The sequence below is a fragment of the Rhodococcus aetherivorans genome (assembly GCF_011058165.1).
In the GTDB taxonomy this organism is placed as follows: Bacteria; Actinomycetota; Actinomycetes; order Mycobacteriales; family Mycobacteriaceae; genus Rhodococcus; species Rhodococcus aetherivorans.
The window spans coordinates 15,306-29,476 of record NZ_JAALEG010000078.1 but is presented as its reverse complement, the minus strand read 5'-3'; the positions used below and the strand labels follow the sequence as shown (position 1 = coordinate 29,476).

General features: G+C 68.4%; 16 protein-coding genes. 6 read left to right on the top strand and 10 right to left on the bottom strand.

Annotated features, from left to right (window positions below; translation table 11 throughout):
• The first annotated feature begins 145 nt into the window (after positions 1-145).
• Entirely contained in the window at positions 146-583 is a 438-nt protein-coding gene (locus tag G6039_RS23690) for an aromatic-ring hydroxylase C-terminal domain-containing protein (protein WP_338148586.1), read from the top strand.
• On the opposite strand, the gene G6039_RS23685 is transcribed toward G6039_RS23690, so the two are convergent.
• A complete protein-coding gene (locus tag G6039_RS23685; protein ID WP_006932652.1) occupies positions 552-944 on the bottom strand; it encodes an SPW repeat domain-containing protein in 393 nt (130 codons plus the stop codon). The two genes, G6039_RS23690 and G6039_RS23685, sit on opposite strands and share 32 nt — an antisense overlap.
• 101 nt (positions 945-1,045) lie before the next feature.
• On the opposite strand from G6039_RS23685, the gene G6039_RS23680 reads away from it, so the two are divergent.
• Complete coding sequence (locus G6039_RS23680) at positions 1,046-1,603, top strand: TetR/AcrR family transcriptional regulator (RefSeq protein ID WP_029547164.1); 558 nt, start codon at positions 1,046-1,048, stop codon at positions 1,601-1,603.
• Between the two features lie 82 nt (positions 1,604-1,685).
• Here G6039_RS23680 and couM read toward each other — a convergent pair whose 3' ends face one another.
• The 3 genes from couM to couN are packed head-to-tail and all read right to left on the bottom strand — an operon-like array spanning position 1,686 to position 3,993.
• Entirely contained in the window at positions 1,686-2,165 is a 480-nt protein-coding gene (gene couM, locus G6039_RS23675; protein WP_006932658.1) for a p-hydroxycinnamoyl-CoA hydratase, read from the bottom strand.
• Between the two features lie 29 nt (positions 2,166-2,194).
• Positions 2,195-3,085 carry a 4-hydroxyphenyl-beta-ketoacyl-CoA hydrolase gene (gene couO / locus G6039_RS23670; RefSeq protein ID WP_006932660.1) on the bottom strand — a complete coding sequence of 297 codons (891 nt, stop codon included), beginning with the start codon at positions 3,083-3,085 and terminating at the stop codon, positions 2,195-2,197.
• The gene (gene couN / locus G6039_RS23665; protein ID WP_029547165.1) at positions 3,082-3,993 is read right to left on the bottom strand and encodes a 4-hydroxyphenyl-beta-hydroxyacyl-CoA dehydrogenase; all 912 of its coding nucleotides are present in this window, start codon (positions 3,991-3,993) and stop codon (positions 3,082-3,084) included. The genes couO and couN overlap by 4 nt, the downstream gene beginning before the upstream one ends.
• Before the next feature lie 115 nt (positions 3,994-4,108).
• Here couN and G6039_RS23660 point away from each other — a divergent pair, with 115 nt between their 5' ends.
• Positions 4,109-4,558: a MarR family winged helix-turn-helix transcriptional regulator gene (locus G6039_RS23660; protein ID WP_029547166.1), complete on the top strand. Its 450-nt coding sequence runs from the start codon at positions 4,109-4,111 to the stop codon at positions 4,556-4,558.
• Between the two features lie 39 nt (positions 4,559-4,597).
• On the opposite strand, the gene G6039_RS23655 is transcribed toward G6039_RS23660, so the two are convergent.
• The 3 genes from G6039_RS23655 to G6039_RS23645 form a co-directional block, all read right to left on the bottom strand.
• Positions 4,598-5,215 carry an AmiS/UreI family transporter gene (locus tag G6039_RS23655; protein WP_006932667.1) on the bottom strand — a complete coding sequence of 206 codons (618 nt, stop codon included), beginning with the start codon at positions 5,213-5,215 and terminating at the stop codon, positions 4,598-4,600.
• A gap of 73 nt (positions 5,216-5,288) precedes the next feature.
• The gene (locus tag G6039_RS23650; RefSeq protein ID WP_037202250.1) at positions 5,289-6,407 is read right to left on the bottom strand and encodes an acetamidase/formamidase family protein; all 1,119 of its coding nucleotides are present in this window, start codon (positions 6,405-6,407) and stop codon (positions 5,289-5,291) included.
• Between the two features lie 297 nt (positions 6,408-6,704).
• Positions 6,705-7,136 carry a MarR family winged helix-turn-helix transcriptional regulator gene (locus tag G6039_RS23645; protein ID WP_006932669.1) on the bottom strand — a complete coding sequence of 144 codons (432 nt, stop codon included), beginning with the start codon at positions 7,134-7,136 and terminating at the stop codon, positions 6,705-6,707.
• An 86-nt stretch (positions 7,137-7,222) separates the two neighbouring features.
• On the opposite strand from G6039_RS23645, the gene G6039_RS23640 reads away from it, so the two are divergent.
• Positions 7,223-8,275, top strand: coding sequence for a substrate-binding domain-containing protein (locus tag G6039_RS23640; RefSeq protein ID WP_006932670.1), 1,053 nt, complete (start codon positions 7,223-7,225; stop codon positions 8,273-8,275).
• A gap of 193 nt (positions 8,276-8,468) precedes the next feature.
• Here the strand turns inward: G6039_RS23640 and G6039_RS23635 are convergent, their stop codons facing one another.
• Positions 8,469-9,635, bottom strand: coding sequence for a helix-turn-helix transcriptional regulator (locus tag G6039_RS23635; protein ID WP_080688637.1), 1,167 nt, complete (start codon positions 9,633-9,635; stop codon positions 8,469-8,471).
• Here G6039_RS23635 and G6039_RS23630 point away from each other — a divergent pair.
• Both G6039_RS23630 and G6039_RS23625 read left to right on the top strand, forming a co-directional pair.
• On the top strand, positions 9,628-11,064 hold the full coding sequence (locus G6039_RS23630; protein WP_043802272.1) for an amidase: 1,437 nt from the start codon (positions 9,628-9,630) through the stop codon (positions 11,062-11,064). The genes G6039_RS23635 and G6039_RS23630 overlap by 8 nt on opposite strands.
• A gap of 399 nt (positions 11,065-11,463) precedes the next feature.
• Positions 11,464-12,696 carry an SLC13 family permease gene (locus G6039_RS23625; RefSeq protein WP_102800376.1) on the top strand — a complete coding sequence of 411 codons (1,233 nt, stop codon included), beginning with the start codon at positions 11,464-11,466 and terminating at the stop codon, positions 12,694-12,696.
• Between the two features lie 89 nt (positions 12,697-12,785).
• Here the strand turns inward: G6039_RS23625 and G6039_RS23620 are convergent, their stop codons facing one another.
• Both G6039_RS23620 and G6039_RS23615 read right to left on the bottom strand, forming a co-directional pair.
• A complete protein-coding gene (locus tag G6039_RS23620; protein ID WP_037201361.1) occupies positions 12,786-13,115 on the bottom strand; it encodes a hypothetical protein in 330 nt (109 codons plus the stop codon).
• Between the two features lie 124 nt (positions 13,116-13,239).
• Complete coding sequence (locus G6039_RS23615) at positions 13,240-13,884, bottom strand: dihydrofolate reductase family protein (RefSeq protein WP_006942042.1); 645 nt, start codon at positions 13,882-13,884, stop codon at positions 13,240-13,242.
• Between the last annotated feature and the right edge of the window lie 287 nt (positions 13,885-14,171).

Sequence of the window (14,171 nt, the reverse complement as noted above, 5' to 3'; positions counted from 1 at the left end):
GTGCATCGAACGGACCAGGCAGGGCACGAACGTCATGCGGGCTCCTCCGGTGGGATGGCAATCAGGCCTACACGCGATCCTCGTCGAGTCCTCGAGATCGCACAGTGATTACCCGCATATCAAACACGAGAGCTTCGGCGTGGAAATGGGGTATGTGTACGCCTCGCCGGTGATCGTCCGGGACGACAGTCCTGTCCCCGACAACGACGGTTCGACCTACATCCCCACCACTCTTCCCGGCGCACGCGCACCGCACGTGCGGCTGCCGGACGGCCGGTCCATGCTCGACGCCTACCGCGACACGTTCACGATCGTCAGCTTCGTCGGCAAGGACGCCGCGACGGAACTGGTCGATGCTGCAGCCGCGGCGAACACGCCCATTCGAGTGCTCGCGGTGGACGACGCCACGGTGCGCGCCGTCTACGAGGCCGATCTCGTACTCGTGCGGCCGGACGGTCACGTGGCGTGGCGCGGAAACAGCATTCCCGAGGATGTGTCCGCGCTGATCGGGGCGGTCACCGGTCGAGTCGACACATCCGCATGCTTGGCCACTACTTCTGTTCGAGGACCACAGTTTTCGTGATCGGGGACCGTCCCTGGGTCGACGCCGTGACGTCGGCGAACTCGTCGGCGAGGTAGGCGCTGCTGCCGACGAGCATGATGAGCGCGCCCGCGATCCACGCGGTCCAGGCCGCGCCGTCGCCGGCGAACTGCCCGATCCACGGCGAGATGAACAAGATCAGGCCGACGACGGACAGGGACCAGTGGTCCTTGGTCGGATCCCGGGCGATCAGCGACCACAGGGCGTAGATCGCGGCGATGGCGCCCAGTCCGAGAGTGACCCCGGAGCCGACGGGGGTGGTGTCGAACCATACCGATGCGGTCATGGTGACGATGCCCAGGATCAGGGCGATCGCTCCGGCCGACGAGTTCGAGATCTTCATGTGCGTCCCTCTCTTCGAATCGCTACATGTTGCGTAGCTACATATAGTGTAGCGCTATTGTAGGATTGTCGTAAGTCGAGACAGCGGACAGGAGGGGGCGCATGCGGCAAGGTGAGGGGACTGCCACGCCGGAGGAACGCATCGCCGACGCCGTGCTCGAGCTGCTGCGTCGCAAGGGGCCCAAGGCGGTGACGATCGAGGCCGTGGCCGCACACACGGGCATGGCCCGCACCACCATCTACCGCCGCTACCGCGACCGGGACGAGATGCTCACCGCGGTGATGGAGCCGATCGCGCAGCCCGCGCCTCCCGCGCCGGATGCCACCGCGCACCAGGTGCTGACGTGGCTGGCCGAGCAGTCCCTCCGTTCGGTCGACGGGGGCGTCGGCTTCGGCGGCCTTGCTGCGCTGGTGACCGATGCGGATCCCGCGTTCACCGGTCTCATCCGCTCGGTGCTCGTGCGCCACCGCAGCACCTTGACCGAGGTCGTGCGACACCACATCTCGCGGGGACTCGTGCGAGCCGACCTCGACGTCGAAACATTTCTGGACTGCATCGTCGGTGCCTACTTCGCGGAACGGGCCCGGAGCGGTGACATCGACGCCAACTGGAACGAACGGGTCTCGCAGACGCTGCTGCCCGCGTTCGCGCAACCGTGAGCCGTCCTGGAACGAGCGAATGTACCCTTCCCCCTTGTAGATCGACGGAAGGGTACATTCGCTCGGCTGCAGGCGGCGGCCGCTAATCGAACATGCGGTAGACCGCCTCGACGACGACGGCGGGCCGCTCGCTGCCCTCGAGCTCGATCATGCCGTCGATTGTGATCTGCACGCCGCCCTTCGGCAGCTTCTCGAGCGACTTCAGCGTGGCGTTGAGGCGGACCTTGCCGCCGGCCGGAACGGGGTTGGTGAAGCGGACCTTGTTCAGGCCGTAGTTGACGGCCATGGTCACGCTGTCGACCTTCAGCACCTCGCTCCACATCGGGATGATCAGCGAGAGCGTGAGGTAGCCGTGGGCGATGGGGCCGCCGAAGGGGCTTTCCTTCTTCGCCCGTTCGACGTCGAGGTGGATCCACTGGTGGTCGTCGGTGGCGTCGGCGAAGGTCTGGATGCGGTCCTGCTCGACGGGCAGCCACGAGCTGACACCGAGCGGTTGCCCGACGAGTGCCTCGAGATCGTCCAGGGTGGCGACGTGGGTGGTGGCGGTGGCGGGAATGGTCATGGGAACTCCTCGGTTCGCAGGTACCGACGTCAGCGCTCGATGCCGAGAACGCGCAGCGCGTTCTGCTTGAAGATCATCGGGGCTACGTCGGGTTTGATGTCGAGAGTGGCGAAATCGTTGCGCCATCGATCCACTTGGATGACCGGGAAGTCGGATCCGAACAGCACCTTGCGGCGCAGCATCGTGTTCGCGGCCTTGACCAGTTGCGGCGGAAAGTACTTCGGCGACCAGCCGGACAGGTCGAGGTAGACGTTCGCCTTGTGGGTGGCGATGGAGATCTGCGCGTCGACCCACGGTACAGCGGGGTGGGCCATGACGATGGTCAGATCGGGGAAGTCGGCGGCGACGTCGTCGAGCAGCATCGGGTCGGAGTAGCGCAGCTTGATGCCGTGCCCGCCGGGCAGCCCCGCGCCGATGCCGGTCTGCCCGGTGTGGAACAGGGCCGGCACCTGTGCCTCGACGAGGGCCTCGTACAGCGGGTAGAAGCGCCGGTCGTTGGGCTCGAAGCCCTGCATGCTCGGGTGGAACTTGAAGCCCTTGACGCCGTACTCGTCGACCAGGCGGCGCAACCGCTGGACGGCGGCCTTGCCCTGCAGGGGGTCGACGGAGCCGAAGGGGATGAGCACATCGTTGTTCTCGGCGGCGAACTCGGCGATCTCCTCGACCGAGTTCGGGGCGTGCCCGGTGGCCGACTGCGCGTCGACGGTGAACACGACCGCGGCCATGTTCCGCTCGCGGTAGTGCTCGGCGATGGACTTGATGGTCGGGGTGCGTTCCTCGCCGGACTTGAAGTACTTCTCCGACGCGGCCATCAGTTCGTCGTCCATGGACCGGTGGCCGCAGCCGTCGATCTCGACGTGGGTGTGGATATCGAGGGCGTCGATCTTGTCGAAGTCGATGCCGTACTCGTAACGGCTCACTTGGCGAGCACCTCCTCGGGGAATTCCTCGCCGACGGACTCGACGCGGTCGGCGAACACGATGGGCCACTGGGCGGCGACGTCGTCGGCGGAGAAGCCGCCGTCGTGGAAGGCGGTGGCGGTCAGCTGCGGGTGCGACCACAGTGCGAGGCGATCCCCGCCGACGGAGAACGCCTGACCGGTGATGGCGGCGGCGTCGTCGGAGGCGAGGAAGGCGATCAGGCCCGCGACGTCCTCGGGGGTGCCCATGCCGACCTCGCGGCGGATGACCGCGGGCAGCTCGCCGGTCTGCTTCATCTGTTCGATGTAGGGCGCGAAGATCGGCACGGTCTCGGTCATCGCCGTGACGGCGACGGGGCACACGGCGTTGGCGGTGATGCCGGCGCGCTGCAGTTCCATCGCCCAGGTGCGGACCATGCCGACGACGGCGGCCTTGGCGCCGGCGTAGTTGGTCTGGCCGAAGTTGCCGCGCTGGCCGGCGGGGGAGCCGATGGCGATGATGCGCCCGCCCTCGCCCTGCTCGCGGAAGCGCAGCACGGCCTCGCGCACGCACGTGAAGGTGCCGCGCAGGTGCACGTCGATCACGGCGTCGAAGTCGTCGTCGGTCATCTTCCACAGCACCTTGTCGCGCAGGATGCCGGCGTTGGTCACCATCACGTCGAGGCGGCCGAAGTGCTCGACCGCGGCCGCGACGAGCTTCCTCGCCGTCTCTGTGGGGCCGACGGGGGCGACCACGGCGACGGCGCGTCCACCCGCGGCGGTGATCGTCGCGACGGCGGCATCGGCGGTGGCCCGGTCGACGTCGTTGATCACGACCGCGGCGCCGTGACGGGCCAGCTCGGTGGCGTAGGCGAGGCCGAGGCCCTGTCCGCTACCGGTGACGACGGCGACTTTGTTGCTGAGGTCCACGAGATCCTCCGTTGCTCGAGCTGATGTACTCCCAATCACATAGGAACATCTATTATTGAAAAAGTCAACGATTGAGGAACTGTTACCCTGAGGGTCACGACGAAAGGCTGTCGGAATGGAACGTCGACGCGTCCTCGAGGACGACCTGGGATTTCTGCTGACGCGTGCCAGCGCGATGGTGGTGCGATCGGTGAACGAGGCCCTCGCCCCGCTCGGGCTGCGGGTGCGCCCGTACACGGTGCTCTCCCTCGCGTGCGACGAACCCGCCGGTGTGGCGCAGCGCCGCATCGCCGCGGACATGGGACTGGATCCCAGTCAGATCGTCGCGATCGTCGACGAACTCGAGAGCCGCGGCCTCGTCGCGCGCACCGCGGATCCGGGCGACCGGCGCAACAAGCTCATCGTCGCCACCGACGAGGGGCGAAAGCTGTGCGACGAGGCGCGCCGGCTCAGCGAGGAGGTGTCGGACCGGCACTTCGCCGGCGCGAACCCGGCTCTTCTCACCGAAATGCGCAATGTGCTCGGCCGCATGGTTTTTCCCGAGTCGGTGAACTCGGTCTCCTGAACGGCCGCAAGCCGCCTCGCCGACGGCGCTGGGTGCATGTCAGCCTTGCCGGGCAGGAGTCGACGCATCGATCGATGCCGGACGGGTGACCAGCCACAGCGCCGCCACTACGGTGCCTCCGAGTGCGGTCGCGGCAAGAGCGGCGGCGGCGGAATCGATCCACAGTCCGGCAAGTGCGAGGCCTGCCGGAACAGCCGCGGTCAGCACCCCCTCCGTGATCGCCACGGCACCGGTGAAGCGGGTGAGTTCGGTGCGGCCGAGAGCCAGGACCAGAAAGAAGAGCAACCAAAGCCCGGCCCAGGCCAGCCAGAATACGACGAAGAGCCGGCCGCCGTCGTACCAGGTGCGGGCGGCAAACCCGACCGCGGCCACCGCAACGAAGAGGGAGAACCAGCCCAACCCTTCCGGAGGCCATCCCGTCGCAGCGTTGATCCCGACCCACAGGTACGTGAAGCCGAACAGGTAGAGACCGGCTGCCCCGGCGATTGCGGCGCCGCCACCGTCCGTGGTGACGATCAGGACGGTCGGGATCACCACCTGGAGGGTGCCGACGCACAGGTTCAGCGGCGCAGCGGCGCGGGCGGAGATCCGCCCGAGAAGCATGATGCCGTTCACGATCAGGACGGCACCGACGTAGAACAATCCGACATCGGTCATCTGCGGTCGCTTTCCGCCGAGGCGCCCGCGGTGCCGGGGCGTCCGAGCATCCCGGCACCGCGGACCCGTCGACTTACTGGGGGAGGATGTCCTTGTCGAAGATGTCGAGCGGAATCTTCAGCGTGACAGCCGCGTTCGGAATGTCGACGATGCCGCCGACGTGCATCTCGCACGGTGCGACGCTGATGATCGTGTACGCCTGCTCGGGCGCGTAACCGAACTTACCGAGGTAGTCGATCGCCTGTTCGACGGCGTCGACCGCGGCCATGGTGGTATCGATGTACTTCTGCTCCCGGCCGCGCGCGGACAAACCGGTGAACGACAGGTACCGGGTACCGAAGTTCGGGTCGACAGGAGAGGGTCGCAGCATCGGGTTCCGCACCCCGTACTTCGCCATGCCACCCTTGATCAGGTTGAACCGCAGCCACGTGGACCCATCCATTTCGATGGCGTTCCAGGTGATTTCACCATCGCCCTCGGCGAAGTGAAGGTCGCCGCACGAGAAGAGCGCCCCCTCGACGAAAACCGGGAAGTACACCCGCGAGCCGCGGGAGAGGTTCTTGATGTCGAGGTTGCCGCCGTTCTCTCGGGGCGGCACCGTGCGCGCCGCCGTGGCGGCGACCCGCGCCCATTCGTCGCCCTCCAGGGTGCGCAGCACCGACGTCGCGATCGCGTCCTCCCGCGGGCCGGCCAGGCCGTCGGCGATCAGCGGATCCTCCCGCTCGTTCCAGATCTGCAGCAGCTCGTGCGACGGCGCCACGCCGATCACACCGGGGTGGCTGATCGCGGGGATCTCCACGCCCGGGATCTGCCGGCTCGTCGCGAACAGACCGTGCAGGTCCCACACCGTCTTGAAGCCTCGAGGGAACCAGCTCGCCAGTGGTCCGCCCATTCCGGGCAGGATGTTCGAGTATCCGATACCCGAGAGCGGCTGCACGTCCAGAACATCGACCACCAGTAGGTCGCCGGGCTCGGCGCCGTTGACGTAGACCGGTCCGGCGATCGGATGGGTACGGGTCAGGTCCAGATCCCGGATGTCCTGGTCCTCGTCGGCATCCTGGAGCTGGTAGTCGTCGTAGCCGGGGGTTTCGAGGATCACCTCGTCACCCGGATCCAGTTCGTGCAGCGGCGGAATGTCGGGATGCCAGCGGTTGTGCCCGAGCTCCTTCTGCTCGGCAAGGGGGACGCCCACCTCGCAGCAGAATCTTGGAACGCCGAGATCGCGGTTGGGGAAACGGGATACGCCCGAGCGCGTGAAGTCCACGTCGGCTCCGAGCGAACGGGGGAGAGCAACATCGCTTGACATCTGTCCGACCTCCAATGGGGGATGTGCGTGGTGCGGCTCACAATTTACTTCCATTTGGAACTGTGTCAAGTGGAAATAATCTCGGAGCGGACGCCGCTACCTCCGTGCGCAGGGGTGCGTGGCGCGCGAGGAAAGCTGCCGCGCGGCACGCGGCAGCATCCGTGAGTCACATGGGGGCGACGGTCAGCGAGTGGTGAGCTTCTCCAGAAGCGTTCCCAGTTCACGCAGCTCCGCAGGCGCGAGCGGGGCGAACGCGTCCGCGAGCGCGGCGGTCACCGCCGGGGCGAGTGCACGATGACGAGCGATGCCGCGGGCACTGAGGCGGACCATCATGCGTCGCCGATCGTAGGAATCCAAGGTCCGGTACGCCAGCGCGGCGTCGACGAGCCGATCGACCGTCCGGGTCAGGCTCGGCCCCGGGATGAGGGTGACGGCGGAGATCGCACTCATCGTGGCCTCTTCCACGGAGGCGAGGTGGTCGACCACCCGCCACTGGTCGAGGGTGAGATCCGACCCGGTGAGGGCGCCCCGCACGGCCGCGCGGACCAGGGCGGCCGCCCGATCGACCGCCAGCGTATCCACCATGACCGCGTCGTCCCGATCAGCCTGCACCATGGGCACCCCTTGCTGAGACATCGTTCCGAACGCAATACTTCCAGATGAATATTCCACCGCGCGTGCAGCGGCCGCAAGGAGGCTCGATGATGTCGAGGAGCTATCGCATCGGACTGGTCATTCCACTGCGCGGGCCGGGCGGAATCTACGGTCCGTCGTGTGAGGCCGTCGCGAACCTCGCCGCCGCGACCCTCAACGACAACGGCGGCATCCTCGCCCGCGAGGTGGAAATCGAGGTGATCGACGCGAGCCTGCCCGCGCCGGAGCTTCGCGCCGAGATCGCTCGACTGCTGGCCGCAGACCGCATCCACGCGGTGACCGGCTGGCACATCTCGACGGTACGCGAGCAGCTCTCCTCGGTCCTGGCCCATCGGATCCCGTACGTGTACACCTCCCTCTACGAGGGCGGCGAGTCGCGTCCGGGCATCATCTGTTCCGGTGAAACCCCGGGCCTGCAAATCGGTCCCGCGTTGCGATGGCTGCGGGAGCACGCCGGCATCCGGCGGTGGACGGTCGTCGGCGCCAACTACGTGTGGCCGCGACGGACCGTCCCCGCCATCCGCGCCTACTGTCACGAGCTCGATCTGCAGGTCGTCGAGGAGATCTACGTCGACTACGGCACCACCGACTTCTCCCGGGTGCTGCCGCGTATCGAAAAGAGCGGCGCCGAGGGCACCGTCATGTTGCTCGTGGGTCGTGACGCAGTCGCGTTCAACCGGGCGTTCTGCGGACGGGGTCTGCATCAGCGGCTGTTGCGGTTCAGTCCGCTGATGGAGGAGAACATGCTACTGGCAAGCGGGGCGGACGCTACCGAAAACCTGTTCGTCGCCGCGAGCTACTTCACATCACTCGTCACCGCGTGTGCGCAAGATTTCATGTCCGCCTATGTCCGTCGGTTCGGTCCGGGCGCACCACCGCTGAACAACGCCGCCGAATCGTGTTACGAGGGCGTGACCACTCTCGCCGCGCTCACCGCCGCGGCCGGATCCAACACGATCGACGAGATCCTCCGTCACTCGGGCACATTGAGCTACGACGGCCCCCGCGGGTCGGTGCACGCCAGCGCCGGGTTGATGCACCAGGACGTGCACATGGCCGTGGCCGACGGGTACGAATTCGACGTCGTGGCCACGCTCTGACGCTCCTGCTCCGGGCGCAGGACTCCCGATGGTCATCAGCACAGGAGACCAGCCGGACAGATGCCATGCCTCGGTTCGAACAGGACTGGAAGCACATGCATTTCCGCGGGGATCCCGGGGCGGAGCAGGAACACACCGGCCGGTCCCACGGCGCCTCGGCGAGGATCGGACTCAGCGAGGCCATGGGCCGTGGTCACGACGCCGGCGCGTTGCCGGCGAGGACGGGCGGCGCGGCGCGGTCGACGAGCCGCAGCTTCCACTCGGCAGCACGCACGGCTGCAACCGTGCGGTTGGCGGCGCCCGTCTTGCGCAGCACGTGCTCCAAGTGGGTGGACACCGTCGACGGGCGGATTCCCAGCTCCCGACCGATAGCGGTATTCGACGCGCCGTCACGCACCAGGCCGAGCACCTGCAGTTCCCGCACGGTCAGACCGTCGGGCGGTGGCACGACACGCGCCCGCACGAGGACCCCTCCGCCGCGGGCGGGCGCTAGGTGGGCGTCGTAGACAATGCCGGTGGCGATGAGCAGGTAGTCGGCGGCGCGCCCGCGGCGACGCACCTCGGCCGCGACCGCACGCAGCCCGTCGCCCGCGGCTACGAGCGCGGCGGCGGCGGGCTCCGGGGGCGCGTCGAGGGGGCGGTCGATCGCGCCGGATGCGGCGACAACGAGCACGATCCCGCGCCCCGGATCTCGGTCAGCGGGGCCGGGCGCGGCAGCCGGGTCGACGACGCAGGCGAGGTCGGCGGCGAGCAGCGCCACCATGACCAGGTCTTCCCGATCGAACACCCGTCCACCGGCAGCGCTCAGGTTCAACATCCCCACATAGCGCCCGTCGGGGGCAAACAGGCATTGGCTGAGGCCGTCGGTGTACTGCTGCGGCACGATGACCTCGTCGAAGACGGGACCGTGGCGCAGCCGCGGGGGCACCGTGCACAGCTGCTGCGGCAGGCGCCGGCCGAGCATGTCGTCGAACAGCGGGTGGCGGGGCAGAAAGCGATTGATCGCGTCGACGATCGGCCGCGGGTAGCCGAGGCTGGAGGCGGTGCGGTGGCACCCGCGCGCCGCGTCCCAGCGAGAGATGGCGCCATGCGCGAACGGCACGCACGCGGACAGCTCGAACAGGACGCGAGCTGGGTCGGGCGGGTTGTCGTCGCGGGCGAGGCGTGCACTCAGTGCCAGCGCGGCCGCGAGGCGTTCCGTGTCGGCGCGGGACATGAGGTGATCATCCCCGGCGCGTCGCGCGTTGGCCAGGGGCATCGTTTCGGCGTTCGCGCATCGGTCGTTCGGCCGATGTTGTGTTACGGGCGTCACCCTACTGTCGGGCCGTTCGTTCCCCCGAATGGAGATCACCGTGGACATCAACGACTACACCGCGCACGACGCAACCGGCCTGGCCCGCCTCATTGCTGACAGGCAGGTGAGCCCGGCCGAGGTGCACGACGTCGCGGCGCGGGCGATAGACGCCGTCGATCCGGTTCTCGGCGCAGTCGCCGGCGAACGGTTCGCCACCCCGCTCGACCACAGCAGCGACGGCCCGTTCGCGGGCGTACCGTTCGCGATCAAGGACCTCATCGCGCACGCGGCCGGCGTCCCGCAGCGCAACGGAAGCCGGCTGTTCGGCGACGGTCTCGTGCCCGCGGAGGACACCTATCTGATGGCGCGTTTCCGCCGCGCGGGCCTGGCCACCATGGCCGTGACCACTACGCCGGAGCTGGGGTTCAACGCGTCGACGGAGGCGGCCGCCGCGTACGGGCGCCCCACTCGCAACCCGTGGGACACCGACCGCAGCCCGGGCGGGTCGAGCGGCGGGTCGGCGGCGCTGGTGGCGGCGGGTGCACTACCGATGGCACACGCCAATGACGGGGGCGGGTCGATCCGGATCCCCGCCGCCGCGTGCGGGCTGGTAGGCCTGAAGCCGACCCAGGGCCGCACCACCCCCGGACCCGAATACGCCGACCCGCTCATGGGCCTGGGCATCGAATTCGCGGTGACGCGCACTGTCCGCGACAGTGCCGGGCTGCTCGACGCGGTGCACGGCAGTGAGCCGGGCGATCGGTATCTGCTCCCGGCGCCCGAGCGCCCGTTCGCCGAGCTGGTCGGGCAGGACGTGCGGCCGTTGCGGATCGCGGTGTGCACCACCCCGTATGACCCGTCCCGCGCGGTCGACCCGCAGTCCGTCGCCACGGTGCAGGAGGTGGCGGCAGTACTCGAGCGACTCGGCCACCACGTCGAAGAGGCGGCCCCGCGTATCGACGCGCAGACCTTCGACGACGCGAACTTCACCGCCTGGTGCAGCTTCCTCGCCGACGGCGTCTACGCAACCGCAGAATTGCTGGGCGTCACCCCCAGCCGCGAGCACCTGGAGGCGACGACGCTCGAGTGCGCCCGGTACGGCGCGACGCTCACCGCGCGCGATCTGTACGCCGCCGACCGGGTGTTCAACACGGTGCGCCGCGAGGTGGCACGCTTCCTCGGCGAGTACGACGTGCTCCTCACACCGACGACCGCGCAACCGACCGTCCCGCTCGGGCACCTCGACGCCGACAACCCGGAGCTGGACGCGCGCGGATGGTACGACCGCATCTTCGACTACGGAGCGTTCACCTCGGTGTTCAACACCACTGGGCATCCGGCGATCTCGCTGCCGCTCGGGCAGTCCGCCGAGGGCTGGCCGGTCGGGGTGCAGTTCGCCGGGCGCTACGGAGACGAGGCGACCCTGCTGCAACTGGCGGGCACGATGGAGCGGGCGATGCCGTGGGCGCATCGCCGTCCTCGCGTCCACGCCTGACCGGCGGCGGCCCCGGCGTCGAGGCGCGAACCGGGGCCGCCGCTCGCACGCCGCGAGTCCGAGCCGGCGAAAGACCTGGGTGCGACGGTGCCGGGCCGGTTCCACGCGTCTCTTTCGGTGAACCGCCCTCGATCCGCCCCGTGGCCCCCCATAGTCGTGGGTGCGCCGTTCGGGCATGCCCTGACGGCGCACCAGCGCTGACCCCGGCTCGTTGGTGGAATGGGCAGGGCGGGGCGAAGGTGCAAGGCGCAGCGAGACCGCTTGTGCCGCTGCCGAGGCGAGCAGGACCTCCAGCAGGGAACATGCCGGCTTGCTCCTGTCGGCGCGCCGTTTCTGGACGTTCATCGCGTGCTCGGAGTTCGGTGCCCGAGCATTTCGTGCGCTGGCACTATCGACCTTGTGGTTGCTGTAGCGGTGGCGATGCTCGCCGGGGTGCTCGTCTTCGCCGTGATGCGTCCGTGGGGACTGCCGGAGGTGTTCGTGGCACTGCCGGCCGCGGCCGCAGTCGTCGCATTCGGCGTCGTAACCCCGCACGAAGTAGAGCAGCAGCTGCGCACGCTGTTCCCGACCGTTGCGTTCCTCGCCGTCATACTCGTGCTCGGGCATCTCGCCGACGCGCTCGGCGTGTTCGCGTGGGTGGCGTCGGTTCTCGTCCGGCGCGCGAATCACGACCCGCGACGTCTGCTCAACGCCGTGTTCGTCACCAGCGCCGTCGTGACCGCCGTGCTCAGTCTCGACGCCACCGTGGTCCTGCTGACGCCGATCGTCCTGCGGGCCGCGACGGCGCTGCGGATGTCGCCCCGACCGCACGTCTACGCCACCGGCCACCTGGCGAACTCGGCGTCGCTGCTGATGCCCGTCTCCAACCTGACGAACCTGCTGGCCTTCACCGCTACCGGGCTCACATTCCTGCACTTCACCGTCCTCATGACGCTGCCGTGGCTCGCGGTGGTGCTCGTCGAGGGTCTCGTCTTCCGGTGGTTCTTCGCGCGCGACCTCGCCTCGTCGCCACCGCTGCAACCCGACCCGATACCGCCCGTGCACGCGCCGCGTTACGCGCTCGGGATCGTCGCCGCCACCCTCGTCGGATTCGCGGCGACGGGGCCGCTGGGGATCGAACCCGTGTGGGCGGCGGCGATGGGCGCGGCGGCCCTTGCCGTCCCGGCCCTGCGGCGGCATCGCACCACCCCTCGGCGAGTTCTCGCCGCCGCCGATCTGTGGTTCTGCGTGTTCGTCTTCGCGCTGGCCGTCGTTGTCGCCGGCGTCTCGTCCGGCCCCGTCGGCGACGCGTTGGCGAACGTGCTGCCCACCGAGCCGAGCCTCGGGGCGCTGCTCGGGGTGGCGGCCGCAGCCGCGGTGGCCGCCAACGTCGTCAACAACATTCCCGCGACGTTGATGCTCCTCACCGCTCTGGGCCCCGGGGCCCCGCCCGCTCTGATCCTTGCTGCGCTGCTCGGTGTAAACCTCGGTCCGAATCTCACCTACGTCGGTTCCCTCGCCACGATGCTGTGGCGACGTCTGCTCGAAGGCTCCGCCGGCCGTCCGGACCTTTACACCTACACCCGGCTCGGCGTGATCACGACGCCGCTCACCCTGGTCGTCGCGGTTCTGGCGCTGTGGATCGTCACCTGACTCCGCGTCGGACCTGACCGACCACCTCGGCGCAACCTCCGGGTCGAACTCGTTGCACGGTGCAGCGTCCCGGCTCCGGCGACCAGCCCTCAGCGGTGAACCGGCGGCACGTCCCGTTGCTCCAGCCGCAGACGGGCGGCGGGAATGACCCCGGGAAAGTAGTAGTGGCCCTCCGGAGACTCGACCAGATCCTCGGCATCGATACCGTGGACCTCCCACACGTCGACCGCGCCGCCGGTGTTGTTCATCTGCACGAACCAGTCCCGCTCCCACTCGCCGGCGCAGAGGAAGCAGCCCTGCTGCTCGGGCCGTCGGCTACCGGCGATACCGGGCGCGGCATCCATCCGATTCCAGTCCAGGCCGTATCGCGAGATGGAAGCACGGTTGAGCACGGAGGTGACGTGGTAGCGGACAGCCATCCGCCGACGGTAACAACGACGAACTATCCCCGGATAGTAGATTTTTTCGGAACCCCTGGGTATGGAACGCCGCACACCGGACTCGGCTGAGGTGACTTCGATGCGAGAAGTCCGTGCCCGGGCGTCACCTTCGCCAGAACAGGTGGTGCGTCACGCCGCTCGGGCTGGGCACGACCTCGAGATGGAACCGGTCGAGTAGCTCATCGGGTGACTCCCAGAGTCGTACTCCGGATCCGAGCTGCACCTGCGAGACTGCCACGTGCATGGTGTCGACGAGGTCGGCCTCGAGAAACTGCCGGATGGTGGTAGTCCCGCCACCGAGTCGGACATCCTTGCCCCGCGCCGCCTCCCGCGCCCGCTCGAGGACCGTGGCCGGGTCGCCGTCGACGAAGTGGAAGGTGGTGTCGGAGAGGGTGAACGACGGGCGCGGGTGGTGGGTCAGCACGAACACCGGGGTGCGGAACGGGGGTTCGTCGCCCCACCATCCGCGCCACTCGTGGTCGTGCCAAGGCCCGCGTTGGGGACCGAACTTGTTGCGGCCCATGATCTCGGCACCGATATTGCGGGCGTAGTCCCGCGTGAAGTAGTCGTCGAGGCCACGGCTGCCGCCAGGGTCTGTGCGCATGGGCCAGCTCGCCGTCGCGCCGGCCCACGCGAACATCTCGCCAGGGTCGGCGTGTCCGAACGGCCTCTCGAGGCTCTGGTGTACACCGGCCCCGAAGCCGTCACACGAGACGGTGAAGTTCTGGACTCTCAGCAGCTGATTCACTCGGTTCCTCCCGCACTCTCGATGAGGATGATACGGAGATTGAGACTCCATGGGGCGGACAAACTCATCGGTGGGGTGGCAATCATCCGAAATTCGGATCACTTCGAGAGACGACGGGAGGAACATCCGGGGAACAGAGTTCCTTGTCGGGGCGTCGGCCGCCCGGCCATGGTGATCGCAGGTGACCCCGGGTCCGTGGCTGTCGTGCCGCGGTTCGTCGAGTACTCGAGGCATGAGATGCACAGGTTCACCGAACCGATCCCCATCCCTCCTGCGGCATTCATCGC